Genomic DNA, 15,030 nt, shown 5'->3' with positions numbered 1-15,030 from the left:
CGGACCGACCCGGCATGAGCGAGCGCCTTTTCCTCCACCTCGACGACGGCCCCCTGCTCGGGCCGCCGATGGACGCGCCCGGCGGCACGGTGCGCTCCTTCGCCGCCAGCGCGCCGCTGCGCCCGCATGTCGCCCACATCCTCGTGTACCGCGAGCGCTTCGCCGAGGGCGAGGAGGTGCTCGAGCGCGTGCTGCCCGACGGTGCCGCGCGGCTGGTCTTCAACCTCGGCGACGCGCCTTCGGCCAACGGCGCCGAGGGGCTGGCCGTCGAGGCCATCGGCGCCTCGGCCGAGGCCGTGCTGGTGCGGCTGCGCAAGCGCATGGAAGGCCTGTCGATCACCCTGCGGCCCGGTGCCGCGGCCCTGCTGCTCGGCCTGCCCGCGGGCGAGCTCGCGGGTCGCGTGCTGCACCTCGACGAACTCTGGCGCGGCGCCGGTGCGCAACTGCTCGAACGCATGGCCGAAGCCCCCAGCGATGCCGCGCGCGTCGCGCTGCTCGATGCCGCGCTGTGCCGCCGCCTCGCCGAGGCCGACGGCCGCGCGCAGGCGAGGCTGGGCCTGCATCCGGGCGCGCTGCAGGCCGCGCAGCTGATCGCGGCCTCGGCCGGCCGGCGTCCGCTGCGCGAGGTGGCCGCGGCGGTGGGCCTGGGCGAGCGCCGGCTGCAGCAGCTGTTCCATGCGCAGGTCGGCCTCTCGCCGCGCGCCTGGCGCCGGCTCGCGCGCATGCATGGCTGCCTGCGCGCGCTGCGTGCCACGCCGATGCCGGCCTGGGCCGAGGTGGCGGTCGACAGCGGCTTCTACGACCAGTCGCACATGGCCAACGAGTTCCGCGCGCTGTGCGGCGTCACGCCCACCGAGTTCCTGGGCCGCGCGATTGCGGGTTCTTCCAAGACGCCGGCCTGAGGCGGCGCTACCTTCGGCGCTTCTTTCCTTTTCAGCGAGCCGACCGATGACCGACCAGCCCACGGGTGCGAATGCACTGCCCTCCCTGCAAGGCCGCGTGGCCGTGGTCACGGGCGCGAGCCGTGGCGCGGGGCGTGGCATCGCGCTCGAACTCGGCGCGGCCGGCGCCACCGTCTACGTCACGGGCCGCAGCACGCGCGCGCAGCCCGCGGACAGCTACGGCCAGATCCTCGCGCTGTCCGGCATGCAGCGCGTGCCCGGCAGCATCGAGGACACGGCCGAGGAGGTCACGCGCCTGGGCGGGCGGGGCGTGGCCGTGCGCTGCGACCACACCGACGAAGCGCAGGTGCAGGCGCTGTTCGCGCGCGTCGAGCGAGAGGCCGGCCGGCTCGACCTGCTGGTCAACAACGCCTGGGGCGGCCACGAGAGCTTCAACGGCGTGTTCGAGGCGCCGTTCTGGGAGCATCCGCTGTCGAACTGGGAGGCCATGTTCGACCGCGGCGTGCGCAACCATCTCGTGGCCAGCCGTTGCGCCGCGCCGCTGCTGGTGCGCCAGGGCCATGGCCTGATCGCCACCACCACCTTCTGGGACCGCGACCGCTACCTGCGCGGCAGCCTGTTCTACGACCTCGCCAAGGCCTCGATGACGCGGCTGGCCTTCGGCATGGCGCAGGACCTGCGCGCGCACGGCGTGGCCTCGGTGGCGGTGTCGCCGGGCTGGATGCGCACCGAGTTCGTGCTGGCCGGCCACCAGACCGACGAGGCGCACTGGCACGAGCGGCCCGCGCTCGCGCGCACCGAATCGCCGCGCTACATCGGGCGTGCCATCGTGGCGCTGGCCGGCGACGCGAACGTGATGCACAAGACCGGCCGCGCGCTGCGCGTGGGCGACCTCGCGCGCGAGTACGGTTTCACCGACATCGACGGCCGCCAGGTCGCGCCCTTCGAGATGGAGGACGGCGGCGCCTGAGACGCCGCCGTCCCTCGGCTCACTTCGCGGCGCGGTCGAACAGCGCCTGGTCGAAGCGGATCGTGATCACCTCGGTGTCGTCGGGGTTGCCCGGCAGGCGTCCGTCCTCGGTCGGGAAGTTCGAATCGATCGCCACCGCGAGCGTGTGCGCGTCCACCACCTCCACGCTCTCGATCGAGTCGAAGGGCATGCTGAAGCGGCCGGCCGCCACGTTGGGCAGCGGGCCGCCGATGCCCTTCGGGTCGGCGATGTCGAGCAGGTCCACCAGCAGCGTCTTCTTGAGCGCGCCGTCGGCGTCCTTCACGTTGAGGTCGACGAGGTAGAGACGCTTGACCACCGCCTTGGTGCCGAACAGGCTGTCGCGCTCGATCAGCACGAAGCGGCTGCCGCCGACGTTCGTCATGTCGCCGATCACGATCTGGTTGTCCTTGGCCGGCCCGTCCTTCTTGTAGACCAGGGTCTTGCCGGTGTAGAGCATCGCGGCCGGATCGAACTCGAAGAAGTTCAGGTAGCGCTCGTCGTCGGCCACCGGGCGCAGCGACGCCAGCGAGGGCGCGGCCTCGGGCACGGCGTAGAGCCGGCTGCGGTCGGCGTTGAAGGCCAGGCTCTCGAAGCCGCGGCTCGACAGCGAGGTGGCGCTGACGGTGCCGGCCATCACCTCGGGGTGCGAGGGGCTGCGCAGGAAGGGATGCGGCACCGGGTCGGCCATCAGCGTGCCGTCCTTGTCGAAATGCAGGATGTAGGGGCCGAACTCCTCGCCGACGAAGTAGCTGCCGTCGGGTGCGCGCGCGATCGATTCCACGTCGAGGTCGAAGCCCGTGAGCAGCCGGCCGCCGCGGATGCGCGCATCGACTGCGATGCCGCTGTCGACCAGGGTGTTGCCCGACAGCGTCTGGTAGTTCGCGAAGTCGGCCGTGATCTTCAGGTCCACGCCCTTGCCGTCCTTGAGGAAGCCTTTGGCATCGTTGAAGGCCACGTGGCGGTTGACCGTGATCGCGCCCGGGCGGCTGCTGCCGTCGGCCGTGGTGCGCAACGCGATGCTCACGTTGTAGAAGCCGATCACGAAGTCGGCCGAGTTGCCCTTGCTGCCATAGCCGTTGTCGGGCAGGGCGGTCCAGCTGCCGTCGTCGTTCTTCAGCAGTGCCGAGAAGCCCGGGATCGGCTGGCCGTTGACGAAGGGCGGCGCCACGCCGAGCGCGGCGGTGATGAACTGGCCCGAGGTCGGGCCGCTCCAGCGCGCCGTGTCGGACAGCGAGGCCCAGCCCGTGAGCTGGTGCGGCAGGCCCTTGCCTTCGGCCGCGGGCGGCGGGGCCGGCGGCGCGGGGGCCGGTGCCGGCGCGGGCGGCAGCACCGGGAAGGCGATGCCGCCGCCATCGCCGCCACCGCAGGCGGCGAGCAAAGCGATCGTGGAGAGGGCCGCGGCGAGATGGCGCGACAGGACGGACCGCGCGAAGCGGCCGGACGTGATGGACATGGATGATCCCCCGGTTGTTGTGCCGCGGGAATCTAGAGAGCGGCGATGACAGTCCGGTGAAGGCCTTGCGCACCGGGCGCGCTCGCTCAGAGCAGGCTCGAGATCCGCTGCGCCGCCTCGCGCAGCGCGGGCAGCATGCTGTCCTGCATCACCTTCGCGCTGGTGCGGTTGGCCTGGCCGCTGATGTTGAGCGCGGCCACCATGCGGCCCGCGCGGTCGACGATCGGCGCGGCCACCGAGATCAGGCCCTCCTCGAGCTCCTGGTTCACCAGGCACCACTGCTGGCGCCGCGCTTGCGCCACCTTGGCCAGCAGCGCGTCGATGTCGGTCACCGTGTGCTTGGTCAGCGGTTCGATCGCCGAGGCCTCGAGCCGCGCGCGCACCTCCTCGTCGGGCAGGTCGGCCAGCAGCAGCCGGCCCAGCGAGGTGCAATAGGCCGGCAGCCGCGAGCCCACGCCGAGGCTGATGCGCATGATCTTCTGCGTCGGCACGCGCAGCACGTAGACGATGTCGGTGGCGTCGAGCACCGCGGCCGAGCACGACTCCTGCACCTGCTGCACCAGCGCCTCCATCACGGGCTCGGCGCGGTTCCAGATCGGCATCGACGACAGGTAGGCGAAGCCCAGGTCGAGGATGCGCGGCGTGAGCGTGAACAGCTTGCCGTCGCTGACCACGTAGCCGAGCGTCTGCAGCGTGAGCAGGATGCGGCGTGCGCCCGCGCGCGTGAGGCCGCTGGCGGCGGCCACCTCGCTGAGCGTCTGGTGCGGCGCGCTCGCGCTGAACGAGCGGATCACCTGCAGGCCGCGCGCGAAGGACTGCACGTAGCTGTCGCCGGGGGCGGGCGTCTCGGTGGGCGCAAGGGGGCGGGTTGCCATGGGTGTGGATCCTCTCTAGAATTCATTATACGAACAGATGTTCGATATGCGAACAAAATAGACTCCCCAGGACGCGCAGCGACAACCCGTCTTCCCGCCTCTCCACCATCCTTCTTCGGAGACAGATCCATGATCGACAAGATCGCGCCCTCCATCGCCGACGCCCTCGCGGGCCTGGCCGACGGCGCCACCGTTCTCATCGGCGGCTTCGGCACCGCCGGCATTCCCGGCGAACTCATCGACGGCCTCATCGAACAGGGCGCGCGCGACCTGACGGTGGTCAACAACAACGCCGGCAACGGCGACACCGGCCTCGCCGCGCTGCTCAAGGCCGGCCGCGTGCGCAAGATCATCTGCAGCTTCCCGCGCCAGGCCGACAGCCACGTCTTCGACGCGCTCTACCGCAGCGGCCAGCTCGAGCTCGAGCTGGTGCCGCAGGGCAACCTGGCCGAGCGCATCCGCGCGGCCGGTGCCGGCATCGGCGCCTTCTTCTGCCCCACGGGCTACGGCACCGAGCTCGCGGGCAACCGCGAAACCCGCGAGATCAATGGCAAGCAGTACGTGCTCGAGTACCCGATCCACGGCGACGTGGCGCTGATCAAGGCCGAGCGCGGCGACCGCTGGGGCAACCTGGTCTACCGCAAGGCCGCGCGCAACTTCGGCCCGGTGATGGCCATGGCCGCGAAGAAGACCATCGCCACGGTGCACGACATCGCCGAGCTCGGCACCATGGACCCCGAAACCATCGTCACCCCCGGCATCTTCGTGCACAAGGTGGTGCGCATCGAGCGCGTCGCCACGCAGGCCGGCGGCTTCAAGAAGGAGGCATGACCATGAGCTACACCCGTCGCACCAAGGACCAGCTGGCCGCCCGCGTGGCGCAGGACATCTTCGACGGCGCCGTCGTCAACCTCGGCATCGGCCAGCCCACGCTGGTGGCCAACCACCTGCCGGCCGGCCGCGAGGTCATCCTGCACAGCGAGAACGGCATCCTCGGCATGGGCCCCGCGCCCGAGGCCGGCGAGGAGGACTACGACCTGATCAACGCCGGCAAGCAGCCGGTGACGCTGCTGCCCGGCGGCGCCTTCTTCCACCATGCCGACAGCTTCGCGATGATGCGCGGCGGCCACCTCGACATCTGCGTGCTCGGCGCCTTCCAGGTCTCGGCCACCGGCGACCTCGCGAACTGGAGCACCGGCGAGGCCGGCGCGATTCCGGCGGTGGGCGGCGCGATGGACCTCGCGATCGGCGCCAAGCAGACCTGGGTCATGATGGACCTGCTGACCAAGAAGGGCGAGAGCAAGATCGTCGCGCAGTGCAGCTACCCGCTGACCGGCATCGGCTGCGTGAAGCGCGTGTACTCCGACCTCGCCACGCTCGAATGCACGCCGCAGGGCCTGAAGCTGGTCGACAAGGTCGACGGGCTCGAGCATGCGGAGCTCGAGAAGCTGCTGGGCCTGCCGATCGCCGCCTGACGCGGACAGCCACATCCGTTCTTCACTTTCCGAGAGACAACACCATGACCAACCAAGCCTTCATCTGCGACGCCGTGCGCACCCCCTTCGGCCGCTACGGCGGCGCGCTCTCGAGCGTGCGCACCGACGACCTCGGCGCGGTGCCGCTCAAGGCGCTGATCGAGCGCAACAAGAACGTCGACTGGCAGGCCGTGACCGACGTGCTGTACGGCTGCGCCAACCAGGCCGGCGAGGACAACCGCAACGTGGCGCGCATGGCCTCGCTGCTGGCCGGCCTGCCGATCGAGGTGCCGGGCGCCACCATCAACCGCCTGTGCGGCTCGGGCCTCGATGCCGTGGGCAGCGCGGCGCGCGCCATCCGCGCCGGCGAGGCCGGCCTGATGATCGCGGGCGGCGTCGAGAGCATGAGCCGCGCGCCCTTCGTGATGCCGAAGGCCGAGAGTGCCTTCAGCCGCAACAACGCGGTCTACGACACCACCATCGGCTGGCGCTTCGTCAACAAGCTCATGAAGGCGCAGTATGGCGTCGACTCGATGCCCGAGACGGCCGAGAACGTGGCCACCGACTACAAGATCGAGCGCGAGGCGCAGGACCGGATGGCGCTGAACTCGCAGCTGCGCGCCGTGGCCGCGCAGAAGGCCGGCTTCTTCGACGCCGAGATCGTGCCGGTGAGCGTGCCGCAGAAGAAGGGCGATGCGATCGTCGTGAACAAGGACGAGCATCCGCGCGAGACCAGCCTCGAAGCGCTGGCCAAGCTCAAGGGCGTGGTGCGGCCCGACGGCACCGTCACCGCCGGCAATGCCAGCGGCGTGAACGACGGCGCCTGCGCGCTGCTGCTGGCCGATGAGGCCAGCGCCGCCAAGCACGGCCTCACGCCGCGCGCGCGCATCGTGGGCATGGCCACCGCCGGCGTCGCGCCGCGCATCATGGGCATCGGCCCGGCGCCCGCCACGCAGAAGGTGCTGGCGCTCACCGGCCTCAGGCTCGACCAGATCGACGTGATCGAGCTCAACGAGGCCTTCGCCGCGCAGGGCCTCGCGGTGCTGCGCCTGCTGGGCCTTTCGGACGACGACGCGCGCGTCAACGTCAACGGCGGCGCGATCGCGCTGGGCCATCCGCTCGGTGCCAGCGGCGCGCGCCTCGCGACCACCGCGGTCAACCAGCTGCACAAGAGTGGCGGCCGCTATGCGCTGTGCACCATGTGCATCGGCGTGGGCCAAGGGATTGCGCTGATTCTCGAGCGCGTTTGATCCCGCGTCCCACCTGAACCGTACCCCCGTCGATCGATCAGCCACACCCGACAACAACAACCGCGCGATCGATCGACTTGAAGCCATCGGCTGCCGCACCCGCGGCCCGATGGCATTTTTTTCAATCAAAAAAGGAGAAAGAGGATCATGGTTTCCACATCGAACAAGGCGCGCCGCGCCCTCGGCCTGGCCGCCTTCGCGCTGGCCGCGGCCGGCCTGCTGCCGTCCCTGGCCGCCGCGCAGGCGGCCTTCCCGAGCAAGCCGGTGCGCATCATCACGCCGTTCCCGGTCGGCGGCGGTCCCGACGGCGTGGCGCGGCTGGTGGCCGACAAGCTGTCGCGCGCCTGGGGCCAGCCGGTGGTGGTCGAGAACCGGCCCGGCGGCAACGGCTTCATCGCGATCGATGCCTTCAAGCGCGGCGCGAAGGACGGCCACGACATCATCGTGCTCGACAACGTGCACCTGGCCGCCTACCCGGCGCTGTTCAAGAAGCTGCCCTACGACACGGCCAAGGACTTCGACGCGCTGCTGCCGCTGTTCAAGACCTACTTCTTCTTCACCGTCGCCACCAACAGCAAGTACAAGACCGTGGGCGACCTGATCGCCGACGCCAAGGCCAACCCCGGCAAGCTCGACTACGGCTCGTGGTCGGTCGGCAACCCGGTGCACCTGGGCTCGGAGCTGTTCGAGTCGGCCACCGGCACGCAGATGGAGCACGTGATCTACAAGGAAACGACCCAGCTCTACACCTCGGTCGCCACCGGCGAGCTGGCCTTCGCGCTGGGCAGCAGCGCCACCGCCGGCCCGCTGCAGCGCGCCGGCAAGCTGCGCTTCCTGGCGGCCGCGGCGCCGCAGCGCGTGGCGGCCTTCCCCGACGTGCCCACCGTGAGCGAGTCGGGCGGCCCCAAGGGCTTCGAGGTGATCGGCTGGAACGCGATCGCCGTGCCCAAGGGCCTGCCGGCCGCGGTCACCGACAAGATCAAGCGCGACATCGAGAAGGGCCTGGCCGAACCCGACGTGCTCGAGAAGTTCAAGAGCTTCGGCTACGAGCCCTTCCCGACCACGCGCGAGCAGTTCAATGGCTTCGTCGCGGCCGAAACCACCCGTTTCACGGATGTCATTCGGAAAGCGAACGTATCGCTCGACTGAGCCTGCGTGACGCTGCGTACGCCCCTGGCGTACGCAGCGTGGGAGCGATTGGATTCACCGGATGAAGGCTTTACGGTCTCTTACCGAACAACGAAGTCTTTTGACTATTTCCTGAGCGCGTCCTACAGCGTGGTTCCGGGGGCGGGCGATATGGTTGCGGCCAATAACCAATCGCTCCTTTTTCCTCGATCTTGAGAAAAAACCACCACCACCACGCTGTCACACACTCCGCACGCTCCAACCCTCCCGCCACCTTCTTCCCCTCCACCTTCAGGTTCTCCGCCGCGGCGTTTCTCGTCGCCGTGGCGTGGGCGGGTGCGAGCACGCAGGTCAGGGCGCAGGTCGAGCGGCCCGGCGCCTTGGCACCCGCCGCCCTCTCCGGGGCCGACAGGCCGGCCGGCTATGACGCCGCCGCGCACGACGCGCTCGTCGAACGCATCCGCGCCCGCAAGGCGACGCCGCGCGAGGCACTCGATGCGCTGCAGGCCTGGTTCCCGCGCGCCGCGACCGCGGCCCAGCGCGAGCGCATCGCGTCCGACGGCGTGGTGTGGGCGCTGCAGGCCGACAACCCACGGGAATCCGTGGGCTGGGCGCGCGCCGTGCCGCTGGAGCGGCTCGCGAACTACGCCTTCGAGTCCGCGTTCATCGCCGCGCGCCGCGTCGACGACCGCATCCTGCAACTGCAGCTCACCGCGTTGCAGCCCACGCAGCGCATCGTGCGGCGCGAGAACGCCTTCGCGCTCGAGGACCAGGGCTCGCTGACCGAGGCCCTGGCGCAGGCCGAGGCCGCCGAGCGCGCCACGCCCGGCAGCTTCAATGCCTTCGAGCTCGCGAGCCTGCGCCAGCAGGCACTGGGCCAGCGGCTGCGCTGGGCCATCGCGGAGCGCGACCAGCGCGGCGGCGAGGGCCCCGAGCGCTTCGAGGCCATCGATGCGCTGCTGCCGCTCTATCCGAACGAGCTGCAGGGCGCTTCCGATGCCGTGCAGCGCGCCACGCAGGCCGGTGAGGCCGACGGCCTCGAACGCTGGAAGGCGCTGCATCTGCGCCTCTATGCCGACCATCTGCTCGCCGTCTCCGCGCGCGGCCGCTTCCCCGAAGTGACCGCGGCCTACGAGCGCTGGCAGGCCGAGCATCCGCAGCAACCGCTGCCCTACTACGCGCTGTCCGACGTGGCCGGCGCCTACCAGCAGCAGCGCCGCTCCGACCTCGCCGTGCCGATCTACGAGGAGGCGCTGCGCCGCGGCGGCGACGCCATCCCCGTGCCCAGCGACACCCACACCGGCCTGGTCTATGCCTACCTCGACACCGCGCGCTTCGAGGACGCCGAGGCCCTGCTGCAGAAGCTCGAGCAGGCCACGCCGCCGATGCTGCGGCTCACGCCCGAGCAGGGCCGTCCCAATCCCGAGTACGCCGAGGTGCGCAACCTGCGCGCGCTCTACCAGCTCTACACCGAGCGGCCCTGGCAGGCCGAGACCAGCTTCCGCGGCCTGACCTCGCTCGCGCCGCTCAACGCGGGCTTCCGCTCGGGCCTGGCCGAGACCATGAAGCTGCGCGACAAGCCCGACGAGGCATTGGGCCGCTACCGCGAGACGCTGGTCGACCATCCGTGGGACGTGGCCGCGCGTGCCGGCTACGCGGGCGCGCTGTTCGATGCCGGCGAGATGCGCGCCGGCCGCGAACTGACCGAGAGCCTGCAGGCCGAGGCGCCCGAATCGATCGCCGTGCGCAATGCCGTCACGCAGCGCGACACGCTCTATGCGACGCGGCTCGACGTCGAGGCCGACTACGGCCAGGGCCACGGCAGCAGCGTGCTGGCCGACCGCGACTGGCGCGTGGATTCGAAGCTCTCGTCGCCGCTGTGGGACGACCGCTGGCGCCTGTTCTTCCGCCAGGTGTTCGCGCGCGGCGATACCTCGCTGGGCAACATCGACCTGTCGCGCACCGGCGTCGGCGTCGAATACCTGCAGGGCCGCTGGCGCGCCAGCGCCGAGCTGCACCAGGCCGACAAGGGCCGCTACCGCACCGGCCTCGCGCTCGGCGTGGACTGGCGTGCCAGCGACAGCTGGCGCTTCTCGGCGCGCTTCGACTCGAACAGCCTCGACACGCCATGGAAGGCGCGGCTGGCGAACGTCGGCGCGCGCTCGGCCGAGCTCGGCGCCACCTACGTGGTCAACGAGTCGCGCGCCTTCGAGGCCCGCTACCAGCGCATGGACTTCAGCGACGGCAACGCGCGCGACGGCTTCGGCCTGAGCTGGCGCGAGCGCCTCGTGAGCGGCCCGCGCTTTCAGCTCGAAGGCACGCTGAGCGGCGAGACCGGGCGCTATGACCGCCAGGACGTCGACTACTTCGCGCCGCGCAGCGAAAGCGCGCTGCAGGTCGGCCTGACCGGCAAGTACCTGGGCTGGAAGCGCGACGACCGCCGCTTCTCGCATGTGTTCGGCCTCGAGGCCGGCAGCTATCGCCAGCAGGGCTTTGGCGGCGGCGCGCTGTGGTCGCTGCGCTACGGCCACGAATGGGTGTTCGGCCGCTCGGCCACGCTGGCCTACGGCCTGGGCATCGCGAGCCATCCCTACGACGGCGTGCGCGAGCGCCGCCGCTTCGTCTATCTCAATCTGTCGGTGCCGTTCCAATGAAGAAGATGTTCATGACGACCAGCCTGGTCCCGCGGATGGCCGCGCTGCTGCTCGCCACGCTGCTCGCCGGTGCCGCGCTGGCCCAGGGCCTGCCGCGCGCCACCGCGCTGCCGGCGCCCGATGCCGACGACGGCAAGAGCTTCCGCGCCATCGCGCTGCACGACGTGCGCCACAACGTGCGCGAGAGCTTCGTCGACGAGCCCGAACCCACCGCGCTCGACGAGCGCACCGTGGCCGACTTCTTCGCCTGGCTGCGCAGCTCGGGCCACCACCCGGTGAGCCTGCAGCAGATCGTCGACGCGCGCGCCGGCGGCCGGCCGCTGCCCTCGAAGGCCGTGCTGCTGACCTTCGACGACGGCTACGAAAGCTTCTATACCAAGGTCTATCCGCTGCTGAAGCAGTTCGGCTATCCGGCCGTGATGGCGCTCGTCACGGGCTGGCTCGAGGTGCCGCCGGGCCAGGTGGTCGCGGGCTACGGCGCGCGCAACCCGTTGAAGCGCGAGGCCTTCATCACCTGGAGCCAGGCGCGCGAGATGGGCGCCTCGGGCCTGGTCGAGTTCGCGAGCCATGGCGATGCGATCCACACCGGCGTGCCCGGCAATCCGCAGGGCAACCTGCAGCCCGCGGCCGTCACGCACCGCTACGACAGCGCCACCGGCCGCTACGAGGACGACGCGGCCTGGATCGCGCGCGTCGAGGCCGACCTGCGCCGCAGTCGCGGCCTGATCGAGGCGCAGACCGGCACCCGCGTGCGCGCCATGGTGTGGCCCTACGGCGCCTACAACAAGCAGACGCTGCGCGCGGCCGACCGCGCCGGCATGCCGATCACCCTGACGCTCAACGAGGGCGCGAACACGCCCGAGGTGCCGCTGCAGACCATCCGCCGCGGCCTCGCCACCTACGACATGTCCGTGCCCGACTTCAGCCTGCTGCGCGCGCCCGCGCGGCCCGATCCGCGCGCGCTGCACCGCGCCATGCACATCGACCTCGATCACATCTACGACCCCGACCCGGCGCAGCAGGAGGCCAACCTCTCGCGCCTGCTCGACCGGGTGCAGGCCGTCGGCCCCTCGGCCGTCTACCTGCAGGCCTTCGCCGATCCCGATGGCGACGGCGCGGCCGATGCGCTGTACTTCCCGAACCGCCACCTGCCGATGCGCGCCGACCTGTTCAACCGCGTCGCCTGGCAGCTGCGCACGCGCACCGGGGTTGAGGTCTATGCCTGGATGCCGGTGCTCGCGTTCCAGCTGCCCGCCAACCACCCGCTGGCCGGTGTGCGCGTGACGCACCTCGAACCCGCCTCGGCCGCGGCGCGCGACCAGACGCGCTACCACCGGCTCTCGCCGGCCGATGCGCGCGTGCGCGCGCTGATCGGCGACATCTACGAGGACCTCGCGAAGAACACGCCGATCGCGGGCCTGCTGTTCCACGACGACGCCACCTACAGCGACGACGAGGACGCCAGCCCCGCGGCATTGCGCGAACTCGCCGCACAGGGTCTGCCGGCCGACCTCTCCGCGGTGCGCGCCGATCCCGCGCTGCGCGCGCGCTGGACCGCGTGGAAGACGCGCCAGCTCACCGACTTCACGCTCGAGCTCGCGCAGCGCGCCCGCGACTGGCAGCCGCGCCTGCTCACCGCGCGCAACCTCTATGCGCGCCCGGTGCTCGAACCGGCCGCGCAGGAGTGGTTCGCGCAGGACCTCGCGCAATCGCTGCAGGCCTACGACTACACCGCCGTGATGGCGATGCCCTTCATGGAGCAGGCGACCGATCCGCAGGCCTGGCTGGCGGCGCTGTTCCGCCAGGTGGCGGCGCAGCCGCAGGGCCTGGCGCGCACCGTGTTCGAGCTGCAGGCGCGCGACTGGCGCAGCGGCCGCATGGTCGACAAGGACACGCTGGCCGCGCAGTGGACCCTGCTGCACCGGCTGGGCGCGCGCCATGTCGCGCTCTATCCCGACGACTTCCTCGCGGGCGAGCCGCCGCTGGTGACGGTGCGCGACATCCTCTCGGTGCGCGCCAACCTCGCGGGCGGCAAGGTCGACGGCCTCGAGACGCCGCCGGCGCTCGCGCCCGCCAAGCCGGCCGCGGCCTCCGCGCCGACCGCACCGGGAGCCGCGCGATGAACCCCGACTTCTTCGGCGCCGACGTGGTGCGGGCCCTGCTCAACTACGTCTTCTACTACCCCTTCCTCGCGGCTTACGTTTGGATGGCCGGCGGCATCGCGCATGCGCTGGTGTTCGAGCGCGGCCGCCACCGGCGGATCGATCCGCTGCCGCTGCTGCCCGAGCGGCCGCTGGTCAGCGTGATCGTGCCCTGCTTCAACGAGGGCGAGCGCGTGCAGGAGGTGATCGAGCAGCTGATGCGCAGCCACTATCCGAACTACGAGGTCATCGCCGTCAACGACGGCAGCAGCGACGACACCGGCGCCATCCTCGATGCGCTGGCCGCGCGCTACGGCCAGCTGCGCGTGGTGCACCACGCCACCAACCAGGGCAAGGCGGTCGCGCTCAACACCGCGGCGGTGCTGGCCAACGGCGAGTACATCCTCGGCGTGGACGGCGATGCGCTGGTCGACCCCGATGCCATCGCCTGGATGCTGACCCACATGCTGCATTCGGAGCGCGTGGGCGCCGTCACCGGCAACCCGCGCATCCGCGGCCGCACCACCCTGCTCGGGCGCATGCAGGTGGGCGAGTTCTCCTCCAACATCGGCCTCATCAAGCGCACCCAGCAGCTGGCCGGGCGGCTGTTCACGGTCTCGGGCGTGCTCTCGATGTTCCGCCGCAACGCGCTGCTCGACGTCGACTTCTGGAGCCCCGACGTCATGACCGAGGACATCGACATCAGCTGGAAGCTGCAGCTCAAGGACTGGCGCGTGCGCTACGAGCCGCGCGCGCTGTGCTGGATCCTGATGCCCGAGACCGTGCGCGGCCTCTACCGCCAGCGCCAGCGCTGGGCCACCGGCGGCATCCAGACCCTGCTGCGCTACACGGGCCAGGTGCTCAAGCCGCGCAACTTCATGATGTGGCCGGTGTTCCTCGAGTACCTGGCCAGCGTGGTCTGGGCCTATGCGATGTTCGCGGTGCTGATCCTCGCGCTGGTGCGGCGCTTCCTGCCGCCCGAGTGGCAGTACGTGGGCTTCTGGCCCGAGTGGCACGGGATGCTGCTGGGCATCACCTGCATGCTGCAGATGGGCGTGAGCCTGTGGATCGACCGCCACTACGACCGCGACATCCTGCGTTACCTGGTCTGGACCATCTGGTATCCGCTTGCCTTCTGGATGATCAACATGTTCACCACGGTCGTGGCCCTGCCGGCCACGATCCTGCGGCGCAAGGGCAAGCGCGCCCGGTGGACCAGCCCCGACAGAGGAGTGATAGCGAATGAACGATCGACTGCATCCGTCCGTGCCATCGAGCATGAATGAAGACCTGGGCGCGGTGCCGCCCCGGCCCAACGGCAAGGCGCCGCCGCGCGAGCGCGAATGGGCCGAGCCGCAGGGCGAGGTGCCGGTGCTCGATGCCGCGCGCATGCCGCTGAGCGCCTTCATGCGCCACAAGACGCCGCAGGGCGCGCTGTTCATGTTCGTGTGGCTGCGCATCGCGCGGCCGCTGCTGCTGGCCGCGTTCTGGGTCGGCGTGGCGTTCTACGCCTGGCGCCACTTCTTCCAGGTCTGGCGGCCGGTGGAGGGCGCGAACCTGCTCACGCTCTATGCCCTGTCGGTGCTCGGCATCTTCGCGCTGATGCTGCTGCTCGCGCCGGTGCGCCGGCGCGCCATCGCCGACGAGGAGACGCGCGGCCGCTCGCCCGACAGCACCGTGGCCCAGCTGGCCGAATACACTTCGCTGGCGCCGCAGCGCCTCACGCTGTGGCAGCGCGCGCGGCGCCTGCTGGTGCAGCACGACCGCGACGGCCGGGTGACCGACGCGGCCGACCTCGACACCGAACCCGCGATGCTCACGCCCTCGGGCACGGCGGTGCGAAAGCGCCGCGCCTGATGCCGCATCGACCCACCCCGGGACACGGACCTTTCGAATCCGGCCACCCGGCCGCTGCGTACGCATGCCCATGAAAAAGACAGAAGTGATGGCGACGGCGATGGAGATGGCGAGAAAGGGGCTGGGCTTCGCGCCGGCGCTCGCGATCGAGCAGATCGCCGAATTGATCGCGCAGGAGGACCCGGCGGACGAGCTCTACGACAGCAAGGTCGAGCGGCTGCTCAAGCTGGCGGCCTGCATCTGGAGCCTGCGGCGGGACGTGGTGACGCCGCCGGGCGAGAGCGGGCGCGTGTTCTAGCAACCC

General features: G+C 70.9%; 13 protein-coding genes. 11 read left to right on the top strand and 2 right to left on the bottom strand.

Going from position 1 to position 15,030, the window contains the following annotated elements; all coding sequences use genetic code 11:
• The first annotated feature begins 14 nt into the window (after positions 1-14).
• A complete protein-coding gene (locus tag BM109_RS22880) occupies positions 15-902 on the top strand; it encodes a helix-turn-helix transcriptional regulator (RefSeq protein WP_093347619.1) in 888 nt (295 codons plus the stop codon).
• Between the two features lie 46 nt (positions 903-948).
• Positions 949-1,872: an SDR family oxidoreductase gene (locus BM109_RS22875; RefSeq protein WP_093347618.1), complete on the top strand. Its 924-nt coding sequence runs from the start codon at positions 949-951 to the stop codon at positions 1,870-1,872.
• 19 nt (positions 1,873-1,891) lie between these two features.
• Here the strand turns inward: BM109_RS22875 and BM109_RS22870 are convergent, their stop codons facing one another.
• Together BM109_RS22870 and BM109_RS22865 are read right to left on the bottom strand one after the other, a co-directional pair.
• Complete coding sequence (locus BM109_RS22870) at positions 1,892-3,346, bottom strand: esterase-like activity of phytase family protein (RefSeq protein ID WP_093347617.1); 1,455 nt, start codon at positions 3,344-3,346, stop codon at positions 1,892-1,894.
• Between the two features lie 86 nt (positions 3,347-3,432).
• On the bottom strand, positions 3,433-4,221 hold the full coding sequence (locus BM109_RS22865; protein ID WP_093347615.1) for an IclR family transcriptional regulator domain-containing protein: 789 nt from the start codon (positions 4,219-4,221) through the stop codon (positions 3,433-3,435).
• A 129-nt stretch (positions 4,222-4,350) separates the two neighbouring features.
• Between BM109_RS22865 and BM109_RS22860 the strand changes: the two genes are divergently transcribed.
• The 9 genes from BM109_RS22860 (at position 4,351) to BM109_RS22820 (ending at position 15,024) form a co-directional block, all read left to right on the top strand.
• The gene (locus BM109_RS22860; protein ID WP_093347614.1) at positions 4,351-5,052 is read left to right on the top strand and encodes a 3-oxoacid CoA-transferase subunit A; all 702 of its coding nucleotides are present in this window, start codon (positions 4,351-4,353) and stop codon (positions 5,050-5,052) included.
• Positions 5,049-5,696, top strand: a complete 648-nt coding sequence (locus BM109_RS22855) for a 3-oxoacid CoA-transferase subunit B (protein WP_093347613.1) — start codon at positions 5,049-5,051, stop codon at positions 5,694-5,696. Before BM109_RS22860 ends, BM109_RS22855 begins: the two co-directional genes overlap by 4 nt.
• A 44-nt stretch (positions 5,697-5,740) precedes the next feature.
• On the top strand, positions 5,741-6,946 hold the full coding sequence (gene pcaF, locus BM109_RS22850; RefSeq protein WP_093347612.1) for a 3-oxoadipyl-CoA thiolase: 1,206 nt from the start codon (positions 5,741-5,743) through the stop codon (positions 6,944-6,946).
• Between the two features lie 147 nt (positions 6,947-7,093).
• A complete protein-coding gene (locus BM109_RS22845; protein WP_093347611.1) occupies positions 7,094-8,095 on the top strand; it encodes a Bug family tripartite tricarboxylate transporter substrate binding protein in 1,002 nt (333 codons plus the stop codon).
• Between the two features lie 359 nt (positions 8,096-8,454).
• Positions 8,455-10,728 (top strand): poly-beta-1,6 N-acetyl-D-glucosamine export porin PgaA, encoded by a 2,274-nt coding sequence (gene pgaA / locus BM109_RS22840; RefSeq protein ID WP_177239438.1) that lies wholly within the window; start codon positions 8,455-8,457, stop codon positions 10,726-10,728.
• 11 nt (positions 10,729-10,739) lie between these two features.
• The gene (pgaB, locus tag BM109_RS22835; RefSeq protein ID WP_256222720.1) at positions 10,740-12,851 is read left to right on the top strand and encodes a poly-beta-1,6-N-acetyl-D-glucosamine N-deacetylase PgaB; all 2,112 of its coding nucleotides are present in this window, start codon (positions 10,740-10,742) and stop codon (positions 12,849-12,851) included.
• Positions 12,848-14,155 (top strand): poly-beta-1,6-N-acetyl-D-glucosamine synthase, encoded by a 1,308-nt coding sequence (pgaC, locus tag BM109_RS22830; protein WP_093347609.1) that lies wholly within the window; start codon positions 12,848-12,850, stop codon positions 14,153-14,155. The genes pgaB and pgaC overlap by 4 nt, the downstream gene beginning before the upstream one ends.
• Positions 14,112-14,726 carry a poly-beta-1,6-N-acetyl-D-glucosamine biosynthesis protein PgaD gene (gene pgaD, locus BM109_RS22825; protein WP_093347591.1) on the top strand — a complete coding sequence of 205 codons (615 nt, stop codon included), beginning with the start codon at positions 14,112-14,114 and terminating at the stop codon, positions 14,724-14,726. The genes pgaC and pgaD overlap by 44 nt, the downstream gene beginning before the upstream one ends.
• A 70-nt stretch (positions 14,727-14,796) precedes the next feature.
• Positions 14,797-15,024 (top strand): hypothetical protein, encoded by a 228-nt coding sequence (locus BM109_RS22820; protein WP_093348343.1) that lies wholly within the window; start codon positions 14,797-14,799, stop codon positions 15,022-15,024.
• Positions 15,025-15,030 lie beyond the last annotated feature (6 nt).

The organism is Variovorax sp. PDC80, from assembly GCF_900115375.1.
GTDB lineage: Bacteria > Pseudomonadota > Gammaproteobacteria > Burkholderiales > Burkholderiaceae_C > Variovorax.
Note: the sequence above shows the minus strand (reverse complement) of the source record. Positions and strands in the feature narration are given on the sequence as shown.

Bases quoted from the DNA above. Each gene is read 5' to 3' on its own strand.
- pcaF (WP_093347612.1), top strand. From the start codon at position 5,741: ATGACCAACCAAGCCTTCATCTGCGACGCCGTGCGCACCCCCTTCGGC.
- BM109_RS22865 (WP_093347615.1), bottom strand. From the start codon at position 4,221: ATGGCAACCCGCCCCCTTGCGCCCACCGAGACGCCCGCCCCCGGCGAC.
- pgaC (WP_093347609.1), top strand. From the start codon at position 12,848: ATGAACCCCGACTTCTTCGGCGCCGACGTGGTGCGGGCCCTGCTCAAC.
- pgaB (WP_256222720.1), top strand. From the start codon at position 10,740: ATGACGACCAGCCTGGTCCCGCGGATGGCCGCGCTGCTGCTCGCCACG.
- BM109_RS22855 (WP_093347613.1), top strand. From the start codon at position 5,049: ATGACCATGAGCTACACCCGTCGCACCAAGGACCAGCTGGCCGCCCGC.
- BM109_RS22860 (WP_093347614.1), top strand. From the start codon at position 4,351: ATGATCGACAAGATCGCGCCCTCCATCGCCGACGCCCTCGCGGGCCTG.
- BM109_RS22880 (WP_093347619.1), top strand. From the start codon at position 15: ATGAGCGAGCGCCTTTTCCTCCACCTCGACGACGGCCCCCTGCTCGGG.
- BM109_RS22875 (WP_093347618.1), top strand. From the start codon at position 949: ATGACCGACCAGCCCACGGGTGCGAATGCACTGCCCTCCCTGCAAGGC.
- pgaD (WP_093347591.1), top strand. From the start codon at position 14,112: ATGAACGATCGACTGCATCCGTCCGTGCCATCGAGCATGAATGAAGAC.
- BM109_RS22820 (WP_093348343.1), top strand. From the start codon at position 14,797: ATGAAAAAGACAGAAGTGATGGCGACGGCGATGGAGATGGCGAGAAAG.
- BM109_RS22845 (WP_093347611.1), top strand. From the start codon at position 7,094: ATGGTTTCCACATCGAACAAGGCGCGCCGCGCCCTCGGCCTGGCCGCC.
- BM109_RS22870 (WP_093347617.1), bottom strand. From the start codon at position 3,346: ATGTCCATCACGTCCGGCCGCTTCGCGCGGTCCGTCCTGTCGCGCCAT.